Source organism: Amycolatopsis sp. NPDC000009 (assembly GCF_055563465.1).
This window is the reverse complement of sequence record NZ_JBVHDI010000002.1, coordinates 77,956-101,930: the sequence shown is the minus strand read 5'-3', so window position 1 is coordinate 101,930 and position 23,975 is coordinate 77,956. Positions and strand designations below refer to the sequence as shown.

Genomic DNA, 23,975 nt, shown 5'->3' with positions numbered 1-23,975 from the left:
ACGCGGACCCCGTACCCTTTTAGGGTGGCACTACACCTCTATGACACGGCGACCCGGAGCGTGCGGGAATTCCATCCCGCCCGTAGCGGAACGGCGTCCATGTACGTGTGTGGTGCCACCGTCCAGGGTGTTCCCCATATCGGCCACGTCCGCGGCGCGCTGAACTACGACGTCCTGCGCCGCTGGCTCGTCCACAGTGGACTCGACGTGCTGATGGTCCGCAACGTCACCGACATCGACGACAAGATCCTCACCAAGGCCGCCGCGGCGGATCGTCCCTGGTGGGAGTGGGCGGCCACGCACGAGCGCGCCTTCGAGTCGGCGTACGAGGCGCTGGGCTGCTTGCCGCCTTCGATCGCTCCGCGGGCGACCGGGCATGTCACGCAGATGGTCGAGCTGATGCAACGGCTGATCGACGGCGGGCACGCCTACGCCTCGGGCGGCGACGTGTACTTCTCGGTCAAGGCGTTCGACGGTTACGGCGAGCTCTCCGGCCAGAAGCTCGACGAGGTCCAGCAGGGTGAGAGCCTCGGCGAGGGCAAGCGCGACGCGCGCGACTTCACGCTGTGGAAGGCCGCGAAGCCGGGCGAGCCGTCGTGGCCGACGCCGTGGGGTTCCGGCCGTCCAGGCTGGCACCTCGAATGCTCGGCGATGGCGACCACGTACCTCGGCGCGGAGTTCGACATCCACGGCGGCGGCGTCGACCTGGTGTTCCCGCACCACGAGAACGAGCGCGCCCAGTCGAACGCGGCGGGTGACGGGTTCGCGCGGTTCTGGCTGCACAACGCCTGGGTGACCCTGTCCGGCGAGAAGATGTCGAAGTCGCTGGGCAACACGGTCTCGATCCCGGAGATGCTCAAGAACTACCGGGCGCCCGAACTGCGGTACTACCTTGTCCAGCCGCATTACCGGTCGACGATCGAGTACTCCGACGGAGCGCTCGCCGAAGCCGCGCAGGGCTACCGGCGGATCGAGCAGTTCCTCCGCCGGACCGCGAGCAGCGCCGGCGCCGTGCGCCTCGGCGAGATCCCGGACGGGTTCGCCGCGGCGCTCGACGACGACCTGGCCACTCCGCAGGCCTTCGCAGTGCTGCACAACACGGTCCGCGACGGTAACGCGGCCCTCGACGCGGCCGACAATTCCAAGGCACTCGAAATCGCCGCCGCCGTGCGCGCGATGACCGACGTGCTCGGCCTCGACCCGCTCTCCGCGCGCTGGTCCGAGGCGGGCGGCAATGAGACGCCCACCCGGCAGGCATTGTCCGAACTCGTGGAAGGGCTGCTCACCGAACGGCAGCAGGCCCGCGCCGAGAAGGACTTCGCCCGTGCGGACGCCGCGCGTGACCGCCTCCAGCAGGCGGGCATCGTGGTGGAGGACACGCCGAACGGTCCACAGTGGACCGTCAAGGACGTCTGACACTTACTCGGTCTCTAGCTCAAGGATTCTCACTGATGGCAGGCAACTCCCGGCGCCAGGGCGCTATTCGCAAGCCCGGCACGAAGAAGGGTCAGGTCGTCGGCTCCGGCGGCCAGCGCCGGAAGGGCCTCGAAGGCAAGGGCCCGACGCCCAAGGCCGAGGACCGGCCCGGCCACAAGGCGTACCGGATGGCCAACGCGCGTGACCGCAAGGACCAGGCGCGGCAGAAGAAGGCCGACAAGCCGGAGCTGATCGCCGGGCGCAACCCGGTGGTCGAGGCGCTGCGCGCCGATGTGCCGGCCACCGCGCTGTACGTCGCGATCAACATCGAGATCGACGATCGCGTGAACGAGGCCGTCCGGCTCGCCGGCGACAAGGGCATCTCGATCCTGGAGATCCCGCGCGAGGAACTGGACCGCAAGACCAACCGGGCCATGCACCAGGGCCTCGGCCTGCAGGTCCCGCCGTTCGTCTACGCCGACCCGCGCGACCTGATGGCCGTCGCGAAGGACTCGGGGCAGACCCCGCTGTTCGTCGCGCTCGACGGCGTCACCGACCCGCGCAACCTCGGCGCGGTGATCCGGTCGGCCGCCGCGTTCGGCGCGCAGGGTGTCCTCCTGCCGGAGCGGCGCAGCGCGGGGATGACCGCGGTCGCGTGGCGGACGTCCGCCGGCACCGCGGCCAAGCTGCCGATCGCCGTCGCGACCAACCTCACCCGTCAACTGAAGGCGTGGAAGGACGAAGGCCTGATGGTCGTCGGCCTCGACGCGGACGGTTCGGTCGACATCGACGAACTCGACCTCGCGGCGGATCCGCTGGTCATCGTGCTCGGCTCGGAGGGTCGCGGCCTGTCCCGGCTGGTGCGCGAGACCTGCGACGCGACCGTGTCGATCCCGATGGCGGCGGGCGTCGAGTCGCTCAACGCGTCGGTCGCGGCCGGGGTGCTGCTGGCCGAGGTGGCGCGCCGCCGACGCCTCGCGGGACGGGTCTGACCCCGCACTTCGTCACGGTGCGGGGCTGTGTCGTTCGGTGAGCCCGCGTCCGCGATCGACGTCGCAGGGCGTCCGGCCGTGCGGGTTCATGCGTGTGGTCACTTTTCCGAGGCCATTTCGGCTCCGCCAACAGGTACGCAGGCTAAGGTCACCAGCGGATAATGCGTAACCGCCCTGGGGGACCCCGCACCGATGTCGTTCATTTCACCGCTGTTCCTGTGGTATTTCATGCCGGCGGTCCTGCTCGCCGTACTGGTGTGCCCACGCAGCTGGCGGAACGGCATCGTCGCGGTCGGCAGCCTGATCTTCTACGCCACCGGCGCCGGGCCGTACACGCTGGTGCTGCTCGGCTGCATGGTGGTCAACTTCCTGGCCGGGCCCGCGCTGGAGCCGAACGCGTGGGACCTGCAGAACAAGCGGCGCAAGCGGCTGCTGCTCGGGGTCATCGGCCTCAACGTCGGCATGCTGCTGATCTGGAAGTACGCGGGGTTCGCGACGCAGCAGATCGCGGCCGTGACGCACTGGTTCGGCGGCAGTTTCCCAGTGGCCGACCTGGTCATCCCGATCGGTATCTCGTTCTACACGTTCCACCACATCTCCTACGTGGTGGACATCTACCGCGGTGAACGCCGTGCCCTGCGCAATCCGGTGTCGTTCGCCGCGTACATCGCGATGTTCCCGCAACTGGTGGCCGGGCCGATCGTGCGGTTCCGGGAGATCGCCGACCAGCTGCCGCAGCAGCGGTCCCACCGCCTCGACGACATCGCCGCCGGTTTCCCGCGGTTCGCGCTCGGGCTGTGCAAGAAGACGATCATCGCGGACTCGCTCAGCCCGCTGGTGGACGCCTGCTTCGACACGCCACCGGATCAGATGACCTTCGCGATCGCCTGGCTCGGCGCGATCGCGTACACCCTGCAGCTGTTCTTCGACTTCTCCGGGTACTCCGACATGGCGATCGGGCTCGGCCGCATGCTCGGCTTCCGGCTCCCGGAGAACTTCGCGAGACCGTACTCGTCGGTGACGATCACCGAGTTCTGGCGGCGCTGGCACATGTCGCTGTCACGCTGGTTCCGCGACTACGTCTACATCCCGCTGGGCGGCAACCGCACCGGCGCCGGGCACACCTACCGGAACCTGTGCATCGTGTTCGTGCTGACCGGGTTCTGGCACGGCGCGCAGTGGACGTTCCTGATCTGGGGCATCTACCACGGCGCGATCCTGATCGTGGAACGCGCTTTCGGCTACGACGCCACCCCCAAATCGCAGGCCGCCCGCATCGGCCGCCGCGCCCTGACGCTCGTGCTCGTGATCTTCGGCTGGGTGTTCTTCCGCGCCAAGGACCTGCCGCACGCGCTCGGCATGATCGGGCACATGGTGCTGCCGGACTTCACGGGGCTCACCGACGTCGTCGAGAGCGCGGTGACCAACCAGCGCCTGGTCATCCTGTTGTGCGCGCTGGCGGTCGTGTTCCTGCCCGCCCATCCGGTGACCGGGCCGTTGCTGGAGTCCTCACGGAGCCGCGCGGCGACGGCTCTGCGGATCGGCGTGATGACCGTCGGGCTGGTGTACGCGGCCATCCTGATCGCGACCGGGACGTTCAGCCCGTTCCTCTACTACCAGTTCTGAGGGAGCCCGAGAATGTCCGATCTGGCCGCCCAGCCCGGAGTGATCCCCTACGTCGACAACCACGAGGGCACGCGTCGCCTGCTCACCGTCGACATTCCGCTCGTCCGCCATGCCCAGATCTTCGCGCCTCTCGCGAGCATCGACGGCAGGCAATACGTGGTCTCGTGGGGCGCCGTCATGTTCGAAATCCCCGCGGACCGGAACGTGCACGTCAGCGTGCATCTGCAGACCAATTACACGGGCCGCGCGGGAGACACGTCGACCCAGTTCGCGTCGATCGTCCTCGCGCCCCACGCGGCCCCGGTCCGGCTGGCCGCCCAGTTCCCGACCAACGGGGAGGGTTCGCTGCTGCCGGTCGGCTAGCTTGGGCGGATGACCGGCGACTGGAAGCGGGATCGGATCGGTTCGGCGCTGCGCGGGGAGAACCCGACGGTGCTGCGGCGGCTGGACGCGAGTTTCGCGGTGATCGGCGATACGCAGTTCCTGCCGGGTTACTGCGTCCTGCTGACCGATTCCCCCGCTGTCGGCAGGCTGACCGGGCTACCGCGGCCGCGACGGCTGGAGTTCTTGGCGGACATGGAGTTGCTCGGCGAAGCGGTCGAAAACGTCTGCGCGCGTAGGGATCCGGCCTTCCGCCGGGTGAACCTGGAGATCCTCGGCAACACGGATCCGTTCCTGCACGCGCACGTCTGGCCGCGCTACGACTGGGAGCCCGCCGGTCTGGTCGGACGGCCGGTTTGGCTCCATCCGGTGGAGAACTGGGCCGATTCGCTCGGGCCTCAGCATGATTCGCTGCGTTCCGAACTGACCGCGGAGATCGACAGGCTGCGAGCCGCGTCGGCCACGAGCTGAGCGAACTCCTTGCCGCGCACCATCGGCAGGTAGTGCCCGGCCTTCGGGACAGTGACCAGCCTGCCGTCGGCGCAGGCGCCGAGAAAGCGGCGCTCATGGCGGCGGAAGTGGTCACGTGAGCCGTTGACGAGCCAGGTGGGGCCAGGGTAGGCCGCGAGTTCCGCCAGCACGTCAAAGTCCGCGAAGGCCTCGGCGACGTCCGGGATCACCTCGGTCGCGATGCCGCCGCCGATCACGGCTTCGGCGAGTTCCGGCGGCAGGACGCTTCGGAACTGCCATCGGCTCAGCCCCTCACCCTGGTCCGGCAGCCACATCAGCAGCCGGTGCGCCAGGCGGAACGGAGTCTCCAGGGCACGGCCGGGCAGGAGGGTCGAGTCCGCGACGACGAGGCCGGCCACGCGCTCCGGATACCGCGCGGCCGCGGCGATCGCGGCGTACCCACCAAGCGAGTGCCCCACGACCAGTGCGGGTTCGTCGATGGCTTCGGCGATCACGTCCGCCGTCTCGGTCAGGGTGAACCGCTCTCCCCGGCGGGTGCCGTGGCCTGGGAGATCGACTGTTTTCGCGGTCTCACCGAGCAGTTCGAGTTGCTCTGTCCAGGCGGCACCGCTGAGCCGGATGCCGTGGACGAAGACGATGGGGACCATGGACTACCTCCTGAATGCAACGCACCGTTGCGTTGCAAAGTACGCGCCCTCGCCTCACAACGCAACGGTGCGTTGTATTGTTGCCGGGTGACCACCCAGAACGGTCCGCGCAAGGCCGAGGCGATCTTCGCCGCCACCCTCGAGCTGCTGGCCGAGCACGGTTACGACAAGCTCGCCATCGAGGCCGTCGCCGCCCGGTCCGGCGTCAACAAGACGACGTTGTACCGATGGTGGCCGTCGAAGGACGCGCTCCTTGCCGCCGCGCTGCGTGATTCGGGCCTGTTCGCCGTCGATGTCCCCGACACCGGCAGCCTGCGCGGCGATCTTCTCGCCGTGGCAACGCAAATCCACCGGCTGCTGACGTCGGAACGCACCGCGCCGGTCGTCACGGCGGCCTTGACCGCCGGCCCCCGGCGCCCCGAACTCGGTGACGTGTCACGGAGTTTCTTCGCCGACCGCATGGCCCGCGAAGAGCCCATCTTCGACCGGGCCACCGCGAGAGGCGAACTGCGCGCCGGCGTCGATCCGGTTCTGGTGATGGATCTGCTCGCGGGGGCGATCTGGTTCCGGCTGCTGCTGCGCGGCGGCGAAGCCGGCCCGGAATTTCTCGAAGAAGCCGTCGACACCGTACTGGGTGGTGCCGCGTGAAAATCACGCTGAAGATCGAATCCGAGCGACTCGAAGATTATCTCGTCGCCGACGCGATCGTCGATCACGATCACCCCCTGATCCGCGAAACGGCTGACAGACTGTCACCGGCCGGTGGCACCGAAGTCGACGTGATTCGTTCGATGTTTCACTTCGTGCGCGACGAGATCGACCATACGGTGGACGCCGCCGATTCCCGGGTCACCCTTATGGCCTCCGAGGTTCTGCGCGAGGGAGTCGGCCTCTGCTACGCGAAGGCCCACCTTCTGGCCGCTTTGCTTCGCAGCCAAGGCATCCCAGCCGGGTTCTGTTATCAGCGGATCGGCGTTCTGCACGGGCTCAACGGCGTGTACCTCGCAAGCTCGGACCGGTGGATCCGGCTCGACCCCAGAGGCAACAAAAACGGTGCGGACGCACACTTTCCTTTGATACAAGCAAGCCTGCCGGAAGACGAGCGGCTCGCGTGGACACTGGACCCGGCCAAGGGCGAGATCGACTTCCCCACGGTGTACACCGCACCGTCTTCGGCGGTCGTCGAAACCTTGTCGTCGGCGAAGCCCGGTCCCGAGTGGTACGAAGGAATCCTTCCGCACGCTCCGTGAGTGGTTTTTCCGTGCTGGGGCGAAACCTCCGACGCGAAACCGGCATAGCCGAGCGTCACATTCGTTGCCGGTCGCTTTCCCCCGAATTTCTTATTTCGGGTTGGTCACGATGCGCGTAGAGTAACTCCCCGCACTCGAACAGATACGCACTGCGTTCGTCCGTTCGAGTGCCGATCAAGGAGGTGACCTTCGTGCCCGCGGAAGCCGATCGGCTCCGCCGTACCCCGTTGCAAGAGATCTTCTGGACCAGGACGAGTCTGCTGCTCACCGTACTGGTCGTCGTCGCGGGCCTCAGCCTGTGGATCTCCAGCATGATGGATCCCGGCGCCGGCAAGACGCTGCTCACCTCACTGGGCACCGGCACCCTGATCTCCGCGGTGGTCGGCTTCGGCCAGACCCTGATCACCGCCACCGCGTCACAACGCGCGATGGTGACCCCGGTGATCGAGGAGAGCCGCCGGGCGCTGGAAGCGCTCAGCGCCGAATACCGTTCGCTCAACAAGGAATTCTTCCCCACCCACGTCTTCGAGGCGACCACCGATCCGGACCCGATGTTCAACCGGGTCATGACCGAAGACCTCGACGCGACCAGGCACTACTTCTTCCGCGGGTTCTCCGGCAGGCACGCCGCCGCCCGATTGTTGTTGTCCCGCACCGAAAGGGAACTTCGCGTGGTCATCGCCGACCCACGCGACGAGGGCGCGATCGGTGGCAGGGCGCGCTATCTCCTGCGCAGCGAAGAAGCGGGAATGGACTACGAGACGATCCAGAAGCGGCTCGACGACGAGATCAGCATCGGCCTCGTCGGGTTGTTCCTGGCGCGCAGCCGGTGCTCGCTGGTGGACATCACCGTCGTCGCCGATCCGCCACTGGACCGGCTCGAAGTGTTCGACGAGAGCGTTTGGGTGACCTTGTACAGCGACATCCGCGGCGCGACCACGTTGTATCCGCGCACGCTGCGGTTCAGCGAAGGTTCGTTCCTGTACAACAAGGAACGCTCCGAGTTCCTGCGTGTATCCCAATCCCGCTCCGGACGGCACTTCCGCATCTCGACCACGACGACGAGAGCGGATTTCCTCGCCCTGTACGAAAAGATCACCGGCTCTCCCCTGTCCGAACAGAACTTCCTCGAACTGGAAGGGAAATTCCACACCTTCCGGAAGGAGTTCACCACCATCGCCGAGCTGAACCCCTGACCTCTCGGCGTCGCACGGCACTAGATTTGAGGAGCTGAAGTTGCTCACTCGCTTGTCCCCCCTCACCCAGCTCTCCGCGCTGCTCCGGACCACGGACCTGCCGCTGACGCAGCACTGGCAGATCGTCGACGGGATCTTCCGCGACTGGACGTCGAGACCAGAGCTGCGCGACGACCTCCGGCGGCATTTGGCTTCGCTGAGCCCCGACGAGGCGAGTGCGGTGCTCGAGCGGTCCCGGGAGACCACCACCCATTTCGCCTGGTGCCTGCTCGATTGCCCGACGGATCCCTTTTCGATCTGGCTGCACGAGTACAAGGCGCCGTCGGACTGGCGTGAGGGGTACGCCGATTCCGTGCACAATCACAGATATCACTTCTGCACCACGATCCTCCGTGGCAACTACGTCCACGAGCGGTATTCGACCCTGCGAGATCAACTTTCCGGTTTGATCACATCGGTTCGGTTACGACGTAGCACCCTGTGCCGGACAGGGTCGGCGGGCGTCATGTACGCGGACGAGTTCCATCGGATTCCCGAGGCCACCGAAGGGACTATGACGTTTCTGGTGAAATCACGTCCGGTGAGCGAGTTCAGTCTTTCCTTCGACCCGACTACCGGAATCGGACATCGTCACGTTCCGGTCGAGGTCCGATTGGGGGACCTGGCAGGCCGCATCTGACTACACACCGCCGTTGAAGGCGCATACCCTTACTCCACCCGTCTGTAAACGGGATCGGAGAGGTGTATGCGCGCGCGAAAGAGCACGATTCCTTCCCAGACCATCGAAGCCGTCGAACGCCACGTCCGGCGGCTGTGCTGGCTTTATGCGGACAAACTGCAGTTCCACGGCTGGCACCACGTGAGTTTCGTCCGGGCCAAAGCCGCGGGGTTCGCCGAACACAACGGTGCGGATCGCGCCGTCGTCGAGGTGGCGGCACTGGTGCACGACGTGAACTACATCGTGCACCGGAACTCCCCCGCGGCCGCCGGGCGGGACCTCCGGATGGGCATCCTGCGGGAATGCGGTGTCGAGGAAACCGTTGCCGAGTGGATCGACGAGATCGTCGACGAAGCCGAGATGGCCACCAGAGGCCGTCACATCTCGCTCGAGGCTCAAGCGCTGAGCGACGCCGACACGCTGTTCAAGGCGCTGCCGGTGACGCCCGTCGTACTCGCCCACCGCTATCTGCGGGAGAACGGGTTGAGCCTCCGTGAACTGGCGCACAAGATCGTCGGCGAACAACGCGATGTCCACGACAGTGGTTACTACTTCTACAACCCCAAGGCGGCGGAGAACTACTCCCGTTGGGCGTTGGCGAATCTTCAGTTGTGGCAGTGCATCAAGGAAGCCGTCGACGATCCGACGGTGGTCGAACTCCTCGACGCGGTACACGCCGTGGACGCCTCGGATTTCGAAGCCGAGCCCGCTGCTTCCTAGTGATCTCGTTCGCCGTCGGCTCGTCACCCGACGAACGGCGGACTTCGCGTGATCAGAGGCGTGACACGCGTGGCGTCAGCGCTGACCGTAGCCGCGGAGTTTCTCCACCACGTGCTCGATCTCGGCGGGCGGGAGCAGGTTCGGTGTTCCCGCCGCCCGGGCCGTCAGCCACACCTGGCAGACCCACTCGAGCTGCTGCGCCCGGCTGTACGCGGAGCCGAGGCTGTCGCCGAAGGTGATGGTGCCGTGGTTCGCCAGCAGGCAGCCACGGCGGCCCTCCAGCGCTTCCAGCATCACTTTGGCGAGCTCTTCGGTACCGTACGTCGCGTAGGCCGCGACGCGGGCCGTCGGGCCGATCGCGGCGAGCATGTAGTGGATCGGCGGCACCTCGGTGACGAGGGTCGAGACCGCTGTGGCGTGCACGGAATGCGTGTGCACCACGGCGGACACCGGTTTGCCGTCCGGATCCGCCGCCTGCCGGTACACGGTGAGGTGCATCGGGAGTTCGCTCGTCGGCTTGAGCGAACCTTCGACGATTTCCCCGTCGAGGCCGACGACCGGCACGTCTTCCGGCCGCAGCCCGGCGTAGTCGACTCCCGTCGGGGTCACCGCGATGAGGTCGCCCTGCCTCGCGGAGACGTTCCCGGAGGTGCCGACCACGAGTCCGTCGGTGGTCATCCGACGGGCGAATTCGCAGACCGCCAGGCGTTCTTTGGCCAGGATCACCGTCACAACCTCCATAGTCCGCGGGCCGCGGCCAATGAGGCCTGATAGTCGGCGTAGCCCTGCTCGTAGAACTCTACGTTCCCGGGCCGGACCTCGACGACGCGTGCGCTTTCCGCCCAGAGCTCCCTGTCGACCGGTTCACCGAGGGCGTCGGCCGCGACGATCACCGCACCCCGCGCGCCGACCCCGGGATCGCCGGGGATCACGATGGGCCGGCCGAGAACGTCGGCGAAGATGCGGGTCCACTCGAGCGAGCGAACCCCGCCGCCGCAGGCGTACAACGTGCCGGTGAGCCCGGCGGCGTCGAAGCAATGCCTTGCCGCGTAAGCGATCGACTCGCACAGCGCCCGGACGATGTCGCCGCGTTCGCTTTCCAGGCTCAGCCCGGAGAACTGCGCCCTCGCGGAAGCGTCGACGAACGGCGCTCGCTCGCCCGAGGCGGAGAGGAACGGCAGCGCGCGAACACCACCCGCGCCGGGCCGGCTCGCGTCGAGCAGCGGGCCGATCTCCTCGACCGCGATGCCGAACAGCCGGCACACCCAGTCGATGCCCGCGGTGCCGACCATCGCAGGCATCGCCCGCAGGAACTCCCCTTCTTCCGGCGTGCAGAGGAACATGCCCGCCGGCTCGCCCTCCGGATCGAACCCCGCCGAATCCGTCAGGACCTGACACGCGAGTGTGGTGCCCGCCGTGAGGATGCCGTCGCCCGGCCGTCGCACACCGGCGCCGATGGCGCTCGCGGGCAGGTCGAACGGGCCCGCGGTGACCGGTAACCCGACGGGAAGGCTGAGCAGCGCCGCTCCACGCTCGTCCAACCGGAAGACGGTCTTCGGCGCGGCGGGCTCCACGAAAAGGCTCCGGCGATGGGAGAGCCCGACGGCCTCGATGGCGCCTTCGTCGTAGCGCCGGGTGGCCGGATCGAGGAACGGCAGCGAAGCATCCGAGGCGTCGACGGTGATCTCGCCGGTCAAGCGCTGAAGCACCGCGTCGACGCAGTAGCCCGCCACCGCCGCCCTGTCCAGCGACTCCGGTTCATGCTTGTCCAAAAAGGACATGATCGCCGCGGCGCAGCCCGGGAACATTCCCGACGCGGTGCGGCGGAACACTTCCCTGGTCACTCCGTCGGCCTGCCATTGGGCGAGCAACGAGTTCGCCCGGCCGTCGAGCCAGGAGATCGCCGGGCGCACTGCCTCGCCGCTTTCGTCGCGCAGCCACAATCCGTCGCCCTGGCCGGTGAGGGCCAGCGCGGTGACCGGGCCGTCGAGCCCGGCGGCGACCTCGCGTACCACCGTCGCCACGGTGCCGAGCACCTGGTCGAGATCCTGTTCGACCAGCCCGCCAGGCAGATGGTGCACCTCGGAGGTGGTGCACGCGCTGACCACGGACATCCCGGCCTTGTCGAAGACGACCGCCTTCGTCAGTGACGTGCCGATGTCGACGCCGATGATCATGGCCGCAGGACCTCGGGGTTCGCCAGGTTCGCGAGCGCTTCCCCGCGGACGTACCGGCCGACCTCGGCGGCGACGATGTCCGCCGCCCGCTCCGCCGTCTGCCTGCTGGCTCCGGCGAGGTGCGGCGTCGCGATCACGTTCGGCGCGTCCCGCAGTGCCCAGTCCGCGGGCGGAGGCTCGACGTCGTACACGTCGAGCGCGAGCGCGCCGAGCCGCCCCGAACGCAGGGCTTCCGGCAGCGGGGAGTAGTCCAGCAGGCCACCGCGCGCGGTGTTGACCAGAACGGCGCCTTCCGGCAGCAAGGCGAGTTTGGCGGCGTCGATCAGATGCCGGGTCTCCTCCGTGAGCCGGGCGTGCAAGCTCACCACGAAGCTGCGGCGCAGCAGATCGTCCAGCTCGACGAGCTCCGCGCCGTCGGCGGCGATCTTGGCGGGGTCGGCGAACGGATCCGAGACCAGCACCGTCGCGCCGAACGCGACGAGCACCTTGGCCACCCGCGCGCCGATCGCGCCGTACCCGACCAGGCCGACGGTGGTCCCGTCGAGTTCGAGACCGGCCTGGTCGTAGGCGTAGTAGTCGCCGCGCCAGGTGCCGCCCAGCAGTTCGGCCGAGGACGTCGAGATCCGGCGCATCGCGGCCAGGATCATCCCCACCGCGAACTCGGCGGCGGCGCCGGCGTTGCGGCCGGGCGCGTACGTCACCGCGACACCCGCCTCGGTGGCCGCCGCGAGGTCCACGTTGACCGGGCCTCCCCGGCACACCGACACGAGCTTGAGCTCCGGCACGGCGGTGAACACCTGTTTGGTGAAGGGCGCCATCTGGGTCACCGCGACCTCGGCTCCCACCAGTGCCTCGATCACCTGCTCCTCGGTGCCGCTCGCCTCGTGCACGTTCGCGACCGGGCCGAACGGCTCCACCGGCCACGGCAGGGTCAGTTCCGAGATGTCGTGCCCGGCGCCGATCTCGGCACGGACGGCGTCGGCCAGCAGGCCGGTGCCGACGAAATGGTCTCCCGCAGCGAGTATCCGCAACTCTGCGTCCTCTCTCCGTGCCCGTATTGGGCAGTTCTCAGTGTCTGTCGATGAACCCGCTACCGCAATCGACGCCGCTCGGCCTCGACGGCCGATTCAGTGGGCTCGCTCGTATTCGGTGATGTGCGCGACCTTGCCCGCGCTGGCCGAGGCCGGGTCGAAGCGGTAGCCGACCCACTCGGCGACGATCTTCTTCGCCAGCTCTGGACCGATCGCCCGGGCGCCGAAGGTGATCACCTGGCAGTCGTTCGACTTGACCGAACGTTCGGCGGAGTACGAGTCGTGCGCGACCGTGGCCCGCACCCCGGGCACCTTGTTCGCCGAGATGGCCATGCCGATCCCGGTCCCGCAGACCAGCACCCCACGATCCGCCTCGCCTCGCGCGATCGTCTCCGCCGCCGCGAGGCCGAGCAGTGGGTACGCCTTGTCGTCGGAGCCGTCGGCCACGCCGAGATCGGTGACCTCGTCCACGCGGTCATCGGCGAGGAGCAGGTCACGCAGCTGATCCTTGAGGGCGACCCCGGCGTTGTCCGCCGCCACCACGATCCGCATCAGTCTTCCTTTCCCAGAGCCTGGCCGACCGCGGTGACGAGCAACGCGAACGAAGTGGCCCCGGGATCGGGGTGCCCCTTGCTCCGCTTCGCCAACCGCGCCGCCCGTCCCTTTGCGGGCAGCAGGTCCGCCGTGGCCTCGGCCGCGCTCACCGCGACCTGGGCCGCCTTCTGCCAGGCCTGCGGGACGTCGGCGCCCGCTTCGGCCTGTTCGCGCAACGCCAGCCTGAACGGCTCGATGGCGTCGAGCATGGTCTTTTCGCCGGGCTCGGCCTTGCCCAGTTCGACGAACGCCTTCACGGCGCCGTCCACTGCGCCCGCGAGAGCTTCCGTGGTGACCTCGTCGCCCGCCAGACCCCGCAGCCCCGCTCCGGTCTCGGCGAGCAGGACCCCGTACAGCGCGCCGGACGCACCGCCCGCCGCGTCGGCGAACGCCGTCCCGGCGGCCAGGAGCGCGGTGGACAGCGAGTCTTCGTCGCGCCGCGCGGCGGCCACCGCGGCCCGCATTCCCCTGGTCATGCCCAGCCCGTGGTCGCCGTCGGCGGCGACCGCGTCCAACCTGCCGAGTTCGGCCTCGTTGACCTCGATGTCGTGCAGGGCCGCCGTCAATGCCCGGTCCACGATGCCCTCGCCCGGCGCGGTCTCGGCCAGCAGCGAGTCCACTGTGGACTCCAGTGGCACCGGTGCCAGCGCGGCACCGGTACTCCGGTAGCCCGGGGTGTCGCAAGGAGCCGCGTAGAGCTCGGCGAGTTCGTCGTCGAGGACCAGGATCGACAGCGAGACACCGGCCATGTCGAGCGACGTGACGAATTCGCCGACCTCGGTGTGCAGCGGGCCGAGCCCCGCCGCGGCGAGCCGTTCGTGCACGCGGGTGTAGGTCGCGAACATCTCCTCGTACTTGGTGCGGCCCAGCCCGTTCAGCAGGACCACCACCCGGCCGTCACCGGCGGGCAGTTCCGGGAGGAGACCATCGACCAGTTCGTCGGCCAGCTCCCGCGCGCTCAGCCTGCCGACCGTGCGCACGCCGGGCTCGCCGTGGATGCCGAGCCCCAGCTCCATCTCGCTCTCGCCCACGGTGAACAGCGGGGCGGAAGCGCCGGGCAGGGTGCATCCGCCGAACGCGACACCGAAGGTCCGGGTGTTCGCGTTCGCCTTCTCCGCCACCGCGTGCACGGCGGCCAGATCGTCACCGCGCTCGGCGGCGGCACCCGCGATCTTGAAGACCAGGAAGTCGCCCGCGACACCGCGCCGCCTCTCCGGCGCGTCGGCGGGACCGCTGGCGATGTCGTCGGTGACCAGGATCGTCCGGCTCTCGACGCCCTCGGCGGCCAGCCTGCGCGCGGCGAGCCCGAAATGCAGGACGTCGCCCTGGTAGTTGCCGTAGCCGAAGAGCACACCGGCACCGCTCTCCGCGGCCCGTGCCGTGCGATAGACCTGCTCGGCGCTCGGGCTGGTGAACACGTCGCCCACCACGGCGCCATCGGCGAGCCCGGGACCGACCAGCCCGGCGAACGCGGGGTAGTGCCCGCAGCCGCCGCCGATCACCACCGCGACCTTGGGCGCGGAATCCTCCCGGCGCAGCACGCCGTAGGCATCGGGCACCTTGCGCACCGAACGCCCGTAGGCGGTGACGAACCCGTCCAGCCAGTCGCGTTTGAACGTCTCCGCGGTACCCAGGACCGTCATCGCCCGCTCGCTTCCACGAGTTCGCCGGACAGGTACGCGAGCAGCTTGCGCCGCACGTCGTCGTTGTTCTCCGCGACCTCGGCGGCCAGCTCCAGCGCGTCCGGCTTCGGCGGGTACACCGGGTTCGGCAACGCGATCACGGTGAGCCCGGCCGCGGCGGCGGCACGGATGCCGTTGCTGGAGTCTTCGACGCCCAGGCATTCCTCACCCGACCGGCCGAGCCTGGCCGCGGCTTCGAGGTAGACGTCCGGACTCGGCTTGCCCCTGGCGACCTCGGCACTGGACACGGTCGCCGAGAACTCACCGGTGAGCCCGTGCTTGCCGAGTACCGCGTCGATCACCCGGCGGGCGGCCGACGACGCCAGCGCGACCGGCACCTTGGCGCTCACTTCGCGGACCATCTCACCGGCGCCCGGCAGCAAGGGCGCCTCCCCCGCCTCGATCGCGGCGATCATGCCGTCCACCACGGCCCGCTCGACCTCGGCCGCGCTTTCCGGTGTGCCGGACCGCTTCGCGAGGTACGCGGCCCATTCGGGCGCGCTCATCCCCTGCACGGACGCGGTGTCCTCAGCCGTCCATCCGGTGTGGTGCCGGGCGGCGTACGCCACCCAGTTCTCCTCCCAAAGGTGTTCACTGTCGACGAGGACACCGTCCAGGTCGAACACCACCGCGGCGAGTGCCATCCGGCATCTCCTTTCACATCGATGCTGTTAAGTTAACATCGATGATGTGATCTGGACAAGCCCTGAGGAGGGATCCCGTGGTCGCACGGTTGTTATTGGCACGGCACGGCCAGACCGAATGGCACGCCGAGAACCGGTACGCGGGCAGCAGCGACGTCGCGCTGACCGAGGAAGGGCTGCGACAGGCGGACGAGCTCGCCGGCTTCGCCGCCGCGGTCGAGCCGTCGGCCGTCTTCTGCTCACCGCAGAGCCGGGCCCGTCGCACGGCGGAGCCTTCGGCCACGGCGCTGGGCCTGCCCTTGCGAGTGGTCGACGGCCTGCGTGAAGTCCACTTCGGACTGATGGAAGGGCGCACCCGAAACGAGCTGGCGGCATCGGATCCCGAAGCGGTCGCGCGGTTTCTGGCCGATCCCGTGACCGGCGCCTTCCCCGGCTCGGAGCCACCGGGGGAAGCGGCCGCCCGCGGCGCCGCGGCTTTGCGCGGGATCGCCGCCGAGGTCCCGGGCGAGACGGTGCTGGTCGTCGCGCACAACACGCTGATCAGGCTGACCCTGTGCGCATTGCTCGGCATCCCGCTCGAGACCTACCGCACGGTGTTCCCGCGGCTGGACAACGCGGCCGTCACCGAGATCGCGATCGACGGCACGCGCACCGGCCTGCTGCGCCTCAACCAGCCGGCGCACACGCGATACTGAACGGTATGAGCGATGAGAAGACGGCCGGTGCGAGCGCACACTCTCGTAACACGCGTCAGCAGCTGATCACCGAACACGTCTTCACGACCGGCTCCGCGAGCATCGCCGAACTGGTGGAACTCACCGGTGTCAGCACCATGACGGTGCACCGTGACGTCGACGAACTGGCGCGGCGCGGTCTGCTCCGGAAGTACCGGGGTGGCGTTTCGGCCATGCCGTCGACGGTCTTCGAAAGCAACGCCGACTACCGGATGAACGTGCATTCGGAGGAGAAGATGGCCATCGCCGCGCACGCGCTCGCCCGCGTCGAACCGGGGATGTCGATCCTGCTCGACGACTCCACGAGCGCGCTCGCGCTGGCGAAGATGCTGCACCGGGTGACCCCGCTGACCGTCGCGACGAACTACCTCGGCGCCATCGAACTGCTCAAAGGGGTCCCCGACCTGCGGCTCATCTGCATCGGCGGCGACTATTCGGCGACCCACGACTCGTTCCTCGGCATGCAGAGCCTGGAGGCGATCGAGCGCATCAACGTCGACGCGACCTTCGTCTCGACCTCGGCGATGAACACCCGGATGACGTTCCACCAGGAGCCGGAGATCGTGATGCTGAAACGCGCGATGCTGGCCAGCGCCCGGACGAAGGTGCTGCTGATGGACCACAGCAAGACCGAACGCGCGGCACTGCACCGGCTGGCGCCGTTGAGCGACTTCGACGTGCTGATCGTCGACGACGGGGTGGAAGAGCATCTGGCCGAGGAGATGCGAAGCCAGGTGGAAGTGGACATCGCGGAGCTCTGAAGGCTCCGGCGAGGCATCTGAAGTCCACCCGGGCGCGCGAGGCCGGGGCGGCGGATGGCCGCTGCCTGCCGGGGGGCGACCAGCCGGGCTGGTCGTGACCGCGCCGTCCACAAGGGACACCCAGCCCCCTCGCTGCCCGATTTGAGCGCTTTGCCCCGGGGTCGTGAGTGGCGATGATCGTTCTAACCCTCTTTACCACTCACGACCCCCGCGAGAACCAGACATTACGACATCAGTCGGGCACAAACTCTCCATCGGAGTAGGTGCCACCCAGGGCGGCCCCTCATCGCGAAGTCGGCCTGCGCGACAGGATCACGCACGTTTGACCTGCCCTTAAATGGAACCCGAATCGCCGCTCGCGACCATCTTGACCAGCATCTTTTGACAGCGCTCGCCTACAGACCGGCCGCGATACGTGAAGGCACCCAGCCCGCCCGGGCGCGCGAGGCTAACACGAAAATCCACCGATGTAACATCTTGAAAGTTAAGTTAACACGATCCATGATACGCTGAACACGACGTCATGGAGGCGTGCATGAACCAGGTAACATCGCCGTTATCGCGACCCGAGGGCGGGTTCGCTCGTGTACTGAACCGCTGGGGCCTGCCCGCCCCGCTGTTCCTCGGCTACGCCGGGCTGCTGTTGTTCATGATCGGCGACGGGGTCGAGTCGGGCTTCATCGCGCCGTTCATGGCGGACAACGGCGCGGGCACCGAGATCAAGGCCTCGTACGTGATCACCGTGTACGGCGTCGCCGTGATGCTGGCGTCGTGGTTGTCGGGCGCGCTGTCGGATCTGTGGGGGCCGCGGCGCGTGATGATGATCGGCCTGGCCATCTGGCTGGTGTTCGACGTGCTGTTCCTCGCGGTCGCGGTCTCCGGTGAGAGCTACCCGTTGATGCTGGTGTTCTACGGTCTCCGCGGTTTCGGCTATCCGATGTTCGCGTTCGGTTTCCTGGTCTGGATCACCGCGGTGGCGCCGGTCGCCAGGCTCGGCGCGGCCGTCGGCTGGTTCTACTTCGCCTTCACCGGCGGGTTGCCGACGCTGGGCGCGCTGGTCGCGAGCTTCACGAATCCGGTGCTGGGCCAGTACGGCACGCTCTGGTTGTCGGTGGCGCTGCTGGCGCTCGGCGGGGTGCTGGCGATCTTCGGGGTCCGGCAGCGGACGGGGTACACGAGGCTCGCGCCACCGGACGTGAAACCGGTGCAGAGCCTGGTGTCCAGCGTGTCGATCGCGTGGAAGAAGCCCCGCGTCGGCGTCGGGATGCTCGTCCGCGTCATCAACACCGCGCCCGAGTTCGGGATGCTGGTGTTCTTCCCGACGATCTTCATCGAGGACATCGGGTTCGGGGAGAGCCGCTGGCTACTCCTGGTCTCGGTCATCTACGGCACGAACATCTTCTTCAACCTGATCTTCGGCGTGCTGAGCGACCGGATCGGCTGGCGCACGACGATCTTCTGGTTCGGCGCGATCGGCTGCGCGATCTCGATCCTGTTGCTGTACTTCGTCCCGATCGCCATGGGTGCCGAGTACTACTGGCTCGCGCTGCTCGTCGGCGCGCTGTACGGCGCGACGCTCGCCGGGTTCGTGCCGATCTCGGCGCTGCTCCCATCGCTCGCCCCGGAGAACAAGGGCGGTGCGATGGCGCTGCTGAACCTCGGCGCGGGTGCGGCGGCGTTCGTCGGGCCGGCGATCGTCAGCCTGTTCCTCGGCCCGCTGGGCGCGGCCGGAGTGGTGATCGTCTTCGCCGCGCTGTACCTGGTCGCGGCGGTCATGGTGCGCTACCTCAAATTGCCCGATGAGACGGCGAAGGCGATCGAAGAGGACAAGAGTCTGCAAGAAGTCGGAGAGAAGGTCGTCACCACGTGAACCAACCCGTCACGATCGGCATCGACGTCGCCACCGCGGGGGTCCGCGCCCTCGCGGTACGCGGCGGCACCGTCCTCGCTTCGGCCGCCGCGCCGCTGCCCGCACCGGTCCGCGACGGCCGCGGGCGCAGCGAGCAGGACGCCCGGTCCTGGTGGCCCGCGGTGAAGACGGTGCTGGCGGAGGTCACCGGCGAGCTGCCGGGCAGGGGCGGCGAGGTCGCCGCGGTGTCCGTCGCCGCGACGTCGGGGACGATCGTCGGGGTCGACGCCTCGGGCGAGCCGGTCACGTCCGCGCTGATGTACGACGACAGGCGCGGCGCGGAGCTCAACCGCGAGGCCACCGAACTCGGCGCGGATCGTTGGCGGCGGCTCGGTTTCGGTGTGTCCGCCACGGCCGCGCTCGGCCGCATCGCCTGGCTGGCCGAGCACGTCCCCGGCCTCGCCGGGATCCGGCACACACCGGACCTGATCGCCACCGAACTCACCGGCGGGCCGGTGGCGGCCGACTGGTCGCACGCGTTGAAGAGCGGCTACGACCCGCTCGCCCGTGAATGGCCGGGCGAGGTGTTCGATGCCTTGGGAGTGCCGGAGAGCCTGCTTCCCTCGGTGGTCGCGCCGGCCACCGTGCTGGGCGAGGTGGCCCGTCCGGTCGCCGGGCTCCCGGCAGGCTGCCAGGTCGTGGCCGGGATGACCGACGGTTGCGCGGGTCAGCTCGCGGCCGGAGCGGTGACCCCTGGGAGTTTCGTCGGCATCCTCGGCACGACCTACGTGCTCAAGGGAGTCACCGAAGAACTGGTCCCGGATCCGACGGGGGCGATGTACAGCCACCGTCATCCGGACGGCTGGTGGCTCCCGGGCGGCGCGTCGAACACCGGCGGCGAGGCCGTCGCCGGGCAGGAACACCTTCCCGAACTCGACGCGGCGGCGGCCGCGCTGGGCCCGGCGAAGGTGGTCGCGTATCCGTTGCGACGCAAGGGCGAACGCTTCCCGTTCGCCAGCGCGGACGCCGAAGGCTTCGTGTCCGGCGAAGCCGACGAGGTCGAGCTGCACCGGGCCCGGCTGGAGGGGGTCGCCTTCCTCGAGCGGCTGGCGTTGGATCATCTCCGCCGCCTCGGCGTCACGATCACCGATCCGCTGCTGGCGGCGGGCGGCGGCAGCAAAAGTCCATTGTGGACTCGGATCCGGGCGACCGTCACCGGTCTCGGCCTGCGGGTGTCACCACAGGCCGAAACGGGATACGGCGCCGCGCTGCTCGCCGCGGCGGGAGTCCTGCCGGGCGGGCTCACCGAGGCGTCCGCAGGGCTCGGTCAGGGTGTGCTGGTCGAACCCGACGAGCGCGAAAGCGCCGCGCTCGCCGAGTCGTACCGGCGGTTCTGCACCGAGCTGCACACCAGGGGCTGGATCGACGACGAGCTGTTCGCCGTCGCTCAGCGGTGAGAGATCAGGAAGGGCGTGGGCCGTTGGTCTTGTTGGGGGCCGGCTTCGGTGCGGACTCGGGCTTGGGCGCCTCGGCGGCAGCAGCGTTCTCGGGGGCGGGAGCCAGCAGCCGGATGGCCTCCTGGACGGCGACGTCCGTGGCGGAAAGCCGGTCGGCGACCTTCGACCGGAGTTCCAGCGCGAGCTTCCTCGCCTGCTGAGCTTCGGCCTGTTGGGTCTTCGCGTCGGCGAGGGCTTCCGCGACCTGCTCCTGTTTCGCGGCGATGTCCTCCGCCGAAGACTTCTCCGCCTTGGCGATCTTCTCCGCCGAGATCCGTTCGGCTTCGGCACGTTTGGCCGCGGACACCCGGTCGGCTTCCGCGATCTTGTCCGCGGACGCCTTCTCCGCCTCCGCGCGACGAGCGGCCGATGCCTCCTCGGCCTTCTTGTCCGCCGCGGCGCGGGCCCGGACGCTCTCCATGTCCAGTTCCTTGCGCTTCTGCGCCGCCTCGGAGTTCAGCCGTTCGATCTCGGCCTTGGCGTCCGCGAGCAGCTTCTCCCGCTCCGCCTGCGCGTCCTTGGCCGCCTTGTCACTCGCACGCTGCGTCTCGTGGGCGTACTTGTCCGCTTCGGTCCGAGTCGACTTGGCGTCGGCTTCGGCGGCGGCCTTGAGGTCGGCGATCTCCTCCTCGGCGAGCTGCATCATCATGCGGACGCGTTCGGCCATCGCGCCGGCGCCGGACGGGCTCGAACTCATCCGCACGAGGGCGGCCTTGGTCTCGTCCAGTTCCTTCTGGGCGTGGCCGAGCGCCTTGGTGAGCTCACCGGCGGTCGCCACGGCCTCGTCGCGGCTGCGTGAGGCCTGTGTGATTTCGGCCGCCAGCTCGGCGAGACGCTCGTCGACCTGACGCTTGTCGTAACCGCGGACAGCGCCCGCGAACTGGGACGATTTCGCTGAGGGCGCCTGAGGCGCCGTCTTCTCAGGAGCGACCATGGCGGCCACCTTAATGAGCAGGGGCCCGTGGGGCAGTACCGCCAAACGGCTGCACTCGGCGTACGGCAGAGCGATCACATGGCATCCTGCTTTGTTGACAGCTCGTAAGCAGGGGAGGCCCGGTTGGACATCTCGGCGATCCTCGAAGACATCCGCGAGCATTGGCACGTCTACGCCACGATGCCCTTCATCGCCGCGCTCATCGGGTACATCACGAAACGCGTCGCGATCGAGATGATGTTCCGGCCGCTGGAGTTCGTCGGGATCAAACCCTTCCTCGGCTGGCAGGGGGTCATCCCGGCCAACTCGCGCCGGATGGCGACCACCGCCGTCGACCTGCTGACCAAGAACCTCGTCGATCCGCAGGAGATCTTCTCCCGGCTCGATCCCGAGGAGGTGGTCAAGGAACTCGAGGAGCCGCTCCTCAAGGCCGTCGAGGACGTCACCCGCGAGGTGATGGAGCAGTATCAGCCCAGATTGTGGGAACTGCTGCCGACCCGGGCGCAGCGGATGCTGGTCGACCAGGTCCGGGCTCAGGCACCGAAGGTCGTCGCGAGGCTGATGCGCGAGGTGTCGACGAACATCGACGAGGTCCTCGACGTCAACGAGATGCTGATCAACGCGATGGTCCGCGACAAATCGCTGACCTGCCGCCTGATCAAGGAGGTCGCGACCCCGGAGCTCCGGTTCATCGCCCGCTCCGGCATCTGGTTCGGCTTCGTCATCGGCCTGATCCAGTTCGTCGCGTGGGCGTTGACGAAACAGCCGCTGATCATGCCGATCTTCGGTTTCGTCACCGGCTTCGTCACGGACTGGCTGGCCCTGAAGATGATCTTCTACCCGCGCGAGCCGCGCCGGTTCCTGTTCTTCAGCTGGCAGGGCATGTTCCAGAAACGCCGCCAGGCGGTCGCCCAGGATTACGGCGCGCTGATCGCGGACGAGGTGCTCACCGTGCGGAACGTGCTGGAGGCCGTGCTCACCGGGCCCAAGTCGGACAAACTGTTCGCGATGATCACCCGCGAGGTGCAGCGCACCATCGACACGCAGGCGAGCATCGCGAAACCGTTGGTGGCGCTGACCGTCGGCGGGGTCCAGTACCAGGAGATGAAGAAGGCCGCGGCGGAGAAGGCCATCGCGTATCTCCCCGAAACGGTGAAACACGTGGAGAGCTACGCCACTGACGCGCTCGACGTCCGCAACACCATCGTCACGAAGATGCGGCAACTGACCCCGCTCGAGTTCGAGGGGATCCTCCGTCCGGCCTTCCAGCAGGACGAATGGAAGCTGATCGCGGTCGGCGCGGTGATCGGCGGGCTCGTGGGTGAACTTCAGGTCCTGTTACTCCTCCATTGAAGACAGGCGGCTAGGTTGCCCTTCAAGCAAGACGCGGGAGGGGCTCGAAAGTGGACGCCGTCATCGCCGATCTCGGCGAGCACTGGCCGGTGTACGTCACCATGCCGTTCATCGCCGCGCTGATCGGCTACGTCACCAAACGCGTCGCCATCGAGATGATGTTCAAACCGGTGGAATTCGTCGGTGTGAAGCCGTTCCTCGGCTGGCAGGGGGTGCTGCCGGCCAACGCCGAACGGATGGCCGCGACCGCCACCGAAATGCTGACGACCAACCTCGTCGACCCGAAGGAGATCTTCGCCAGGCTCGACCCGGCCCAGGTGGCGAAGGAGATCGAGCAGCCGCTCCTGCGGATCGTCGAGGACGTCACCCGCGAGGTGATGGAGCAGTACCAGCCCAGACTCTGGGAGGTACTCCCGAACACCGCCCAGCAGTTGCTGCTCAAACGGGTGCAGGCCGAGGCGCCGCGCGCGATCACGAAGATCATGGGCGAGATCGCGGACAACATCGAGGACGTACTCGACCTCAAGCACATGGTCGTGACGAACCTGGTTCGCGACAAGGCCTTGCTGAACCGGCTGATCCGCGACATCTCGCGGCCGGAGATGCGGTTCATCGCGCGGTCGGGGATCGTGTTCGGGTTCTCGCTCGGCTGCGTGCAACTGCTGGTGTGGGCACTGACGAAGTCGCCGATCGTGCTGCCGCTGTTCGGGATCGGCATCGGCTGGTTCACCGACTGGATCGCCCTGAAGATGATCTTCCTGCCCCGGGAGCCGAAGCGGTTCTTCGGCTTCTACACCTGGCAGGGCGTGTTCCAGAAACGCAAGGACCAGGTCTCCGCCGACTACGGCGACATGATCGCGCGCGAGATCATCACCATCCCCAACCTGCTCGAAGCCGTGCTGAGCGGGCCGAAGTCGGACAAGCTGTTCACGATGATCACCCGCGAGGTGCAGCGGACGATCGACGCGCAGGCGAGCGTCGTGAAGCCGTTCGTCGCGCTGGCCGTCGGGAGCAGGCGGTTCCAGGAGATGAAGCAGACGGCGGCGGCGAAGGCGGCGGCACGGATCCCGGAGACGATCCGCCACGCCGAGAGCTACGCGGTCAACGCGCTCGACGTCCGGAACACCATTGTGGACAGGATGCGGCGGCTGAACCCGCTCGAATTCGAGCAGCTGCTGCGCCCGGCGTTCCGGCAGGACGAGTGGAAGCTGATCGCCGTCGGCGCGGTGATCGGAGGCCTTGTCGGTGAACTTCAGGTGCTTCTGCTGCTCCACTGACCGCCACCCGATACCGTTTCCCCTTC

24 protein-coding genes are annotated in these 23,975 nt (G+C 68.2%); 16 read left to right on the top strand and 8 right to left on the bottom strand.

Features of this window, described 5'->3' with window-relative positions; genetic code table 11:
* Positions 1–24 precede the first annotated feature (24 nt).
* From cysS to ACZ3HL_RS06460, 5 genes are all read left to right on the top strand, one after another.
* Positions 25–1,416, top strand: a complete 1,392-nt coding sequence (gene cysS / locus ACZ3HL_RS06480) for a cysteine--tRNA ligase (protein WP_465529256.1) — start codon at positions 25–27, stop codon at positions 1,414–1,416.
* A 35-nt stretch (positions 1,417–1,451) separates the two neighbouring features.
* Positions 1,452–2,408: a 23S rRNA (guanosine(2251)-2'-O)-methyltransferase RlmB gene (rlmB, locus tag ACZ3HL_RS06475; RefSeq protein WP_037335364.1), complete on the top strand. Its 957-nt coding sequence runs from the start codon at positions 1,452–1,454 to the stop codon at positions 2,406–2,408.
* A gap of 192 nt (positions 2,409–2,600) precedes the next feature.
* Entirely contained in the window at positions 2,601–4,034 is a 1,434-nt protein-coding gene (locus ACZ3HL_RS06470; protein ID WP_465529254.1) for an MBOAT family O-acyltransferase, read from the top strand.
* 12 nt (positions 4,035–4,046) lie between these two features.
* On the top strand, positions 4,047–4,397 hold the full coding sequence (locus ACZ3HL_RS06465; protein WP_465410574.1) for a hypothetical protein: 351 nt from the start codon (positions 4,047–4,049) through the stop codon (positions 4,395–4,397).
* A 9-nt stretch (positions 4,398–4,406) separates the two neighbouring features.
* A complete protein-coding gene (locus ACZ3HL_RS06460; RefSeq protein WP_465529252.1) occupies positions 4,407–4,886 on the top strand; it encodes a hypothetical protein in 480 nt (159 codons plus the stop codon).
* Here the strand turns inward: ACZ3HL_RS06460 and ACZ3HL_RS06455 are convergent.
* The gene (locus ACZ3HL_RS06455) at positions 4,814–5,533 is read right to left on the bottom strand and encodes an alpha/beta fold hydrolase (protein ID WP_465410570.1); all 720 of its coding nucleotides are present in this window, start codon (positions 5,531–5,533) and stop codon (positions 4,814–4,816) included. The two genes, ACZ3HL_RS06460 and ACZ3HL_RS06455, sit on opposite strands and share 73 nt — an antisense overlap.
* An 87-nt stretch (positions 5,534–5,620) precedes the next feature.
* Here ACZ3HL_RS06455 and ACZ3HL_RS06450 point away from each other — a divergent pair, with 87 nt between their 5' ends.
* The 5 genes from ACZ3HL_RS06450 to ACZ3HL_RS06430 all read left to right on the top strand — a co-directional run bounded on the left by ACZ3HL_RS06450 (position 5,621) and on the right by ACZ3HL_RS06430 (position 9,417).
* Entirely contained in the window at positions 5,621–6,181 is a 561-nt protein-coding gene (locus tag ACZ3HL_RS06450; protein ID WP_465410568.1) for a TetR/AcrR family transcriptional regulator, read from the top strand.
* Positions 6,178–6,783, top strand: coding sequence for a transglutaminase domain-containing protein (locus ACZ3HL_RS06445; protein WP_465529250.1), 606 nt, complete (start codon positions 6,178–6,180; stop codon positions 6,781–6,783). Before ACZ3HL_RS06450 ends, ACZ3HL_RS06445 begins: the two co-directional genes overlap by 4 nt.
* 149 nt (positions 6,784–6,932) lie before the next feature.
* Positions 6,933–7,979 (top strand): hypothetical protein, encoded by a 1,047-nt coding sequence (locus tag ACZ3HL_RS06440; protein ID WP_465529995.1) that lies wholly within the window; start codon positions 6,933–6,935, stop codon positions 7,977–7,979.
* 40 nt (positions 7,980–8,019) lie between these two features.
* Positions 8,020–8,658 (top strand): hypothetical protein, encoded by a 639-nt coding sequence (locus ACZ3HL_RS06435; protein ID WP_465410566.1) that lies wholly within the window; start codon positions 8,020–8,022, stop codon positions 8,656–8,658.
* Positions 8,659–8,724: 66 nt separating this feature from the next.
* On the top strand, positions 8,725–9,417 hold the full coding sequence (locus ACZ3HL_RS06430) for an HD domain-containing protein (RefSeq protein ID WP_465529248.1): 693 nt from the start codon (positions 8,725–8,727) through the stop codon (positions 9,415–9,417).
* A 75-nt stretch (positions 9,418–9,492) separates the two neighbouring features.
* On the opposite strand, the gene ACZ3HL_RS06425 is transcribed toward ACZ3HL_RS06430, so the two are convergent.
* The 6 genes from ACZ3HL_RS06425 to ACZ3HL_RS06400 all read right to left on the bottom strand — a co-directional run bounded on the left by ACZ3HL_RS06425 (position 9,493) and on the right by ACZ3HL_RS06400 (position 15,545).
* The gene (locus tag ACZ3HL_RS06425; RefSeq protein ID WP_465411200.1) at positions 9,493–10,143 is read right to left on the bottom strand and encodes a class II aldolase/adducin family protein; all 651 of its coding nucleotides are present in this window, start codon (positions 10,141–10,143) and stop codon (positions 9,493–9,495) included.
* A 2-nt stretch (positions 10,144–10,145) separates the two neighbouring features.
* Positions 10,146–11,594, bottom strand: a complete 1,449-nt coding sequence (locus tag ACZ3HL_RS06420; protein WP_465529246.1) for an FGGY family carbohydrate kinase — start codon at positions 11,592–11,594, stop codon at positions 10,146–10,148.
* The gene (locus ACZ3HL_RS06415; protein ID WP_465529244.1) at positions 11,591–12,625 is read right to left on the bottom strand and encodes a 2-hydroxyacid dehydrogenase; all 1,035 of its coding nucleotides are present in this window, start codon (positions 12,623–12,625) and stop codon (positions 11,591–11,593) included. Before ACZ3HL_RS06415 ends, ACZ3HL_RS06420 begins: the two co-directional genes overlap by 4 nt.
* 96 nt (positions 12,626–12,721) lie before the next feature.
* The gene (locus tag ACZ3HL_RS06410; protein WP_465529242.1) at positions 12,722–13,177 is read right to left on the bottom strand and encodes a ribose-5-phosphate isomerase; all 456 of its coding nucleotides are present in this window, start codon (positions 13,175–13,177) and stop codon (positions 12,722–12,724) included.
* Complete coding sequence (locus tag ACZ3HL_RS06405) at positions 13,177–14,862, bottom strand: dihydroxyacetone kinase family protein (protein WP_465529240.1); 1,686 nt, start codon at positions 14,860–14,862, stop codon at positions 13,177–13,179. Before ACZ3HL_RS06405 ends, ACZ3HL_RS06410 begins: the two co-directional genes overlap by 1 nt.
* A complete protein-coding gene (locus tag ACZ3HL_RS06400; protein WP_465529238.1) occupies positions 14,859–15,545 on the bottom strand; it encodes an HAD family hydrolase in 687 nt (228 codons plus the stop codon). The genes ACZ3HL_RS06405 and ACZ3HL_RS06400 overlap by 4 nt, the downstream gene beginning before the upstream one ends.
* 77 nt (positions 15,546–15,622) lie before the next feature.
* Between ACZ3HL_RS06400 and ACZ3HL_RS06395 the strand changes: the two genes are divergently transcribed.
* The 4 genes from ACZ3HL_RS06395 to ACZ3HL_RS06380 all read left to right on the top strand — a co-directional run bounded on the left by ACZ3HL_RS06395 (position 15,623) and on the right by ACZ3HL_RS06380 (position 20,346).
* Entirely contained in the window at positions 15,623–16,240 is a 618-nt protein-coding gene (locus ACZ3HL_RS06395) for a histidine phosphatase family protein (protein ID WP_465529236.1), read from the top strand.
* A gap of 5 nt (positions 16,241–16,245) precedes the next feature.
* Complete coding sequence (locus ACZ3HL_RS06390; RefSeq protein ID WP_126730204.1) at positions 16,246–17,040, top strand: DeoR/GlpR family DNA-binding transcription regulator; 795 nt, start codon at positions 16,246–16,248, stop codon at positions 17,038–17,040.
* A 535-nt stretch (positions 17,041–17,575) separates the two neighbouring features.
* Entirely contained in the window at positions 17,576–18,910 is a 1,335-nt protein-coding gene (locus tag ACZ3HL_RS06385; RefSeq protein ID WP_465529234.1) for an MFS transporter, read from the top strand.
* Complete coding sequence (locus ACZ3HL_RS06380; protein ID WP_465529232.1) at positions 18,907–20,346, top strand: FGGY-family carbohydrate kinase; 1,440 nt, start codon at positions 18,907–18,909, stop codon at positions 20,344–20,346. The genes ACZ3HL_RS06385 and ACZ3HL_RS06380 overlap by 4 nt, the downstream gene beginning before the upstream one ends.
* A gap of 4 nt (positions 20,347–20,350) precedes the next feature.
* Here the strand turns inward: ACZ3HL_RS06380 and ACZ3HL_RS06375 are convergent, their stop codons facing one another.
* Complete coding sequence (locus ACZ3HL_RS06375; RefSeq protein ID WP_465529230.1) at positions 20,351–21,319, bottom strand: coiled-coil domain-containing protein; 969 nt, start codon at positions 21,317–21,319, stop codon at positions 20,351–20,353.
* Between the two features lie 123 nt (positions 21,320–21,442).
* On the opposite strand from ACZ3HL_RS06375, the gene ACZ3HL_RS06370 reads away from it, so the two are divergent.
* Positions 21,443–22,672, top strand: coding sequence for a DUF445 domain-containing protein (locus ACZ3HL_RS06370; RefSeq protein WP_465410545.1), 1,230 nt, complete (start codon positions 21,443–21,445; stop codon positions 22,670–22,672).
* 50 nt (positions 22,673–22,722) lie between these two features.
* Positions 22,723–23,949 (top strand): DUF445 domain-containing protein, encoded by a 1,227-nt coding sequence (locus tag ACZ3HL_RS06365; protein ID WP_465410543.1) that lies wholly within the window; start codon positions 22,723–22,725, stop codon positions 23,947–23,949.
* The last annotated feature ends 26 nt before the right edge of the window (positions 23,950–23,975 follow it).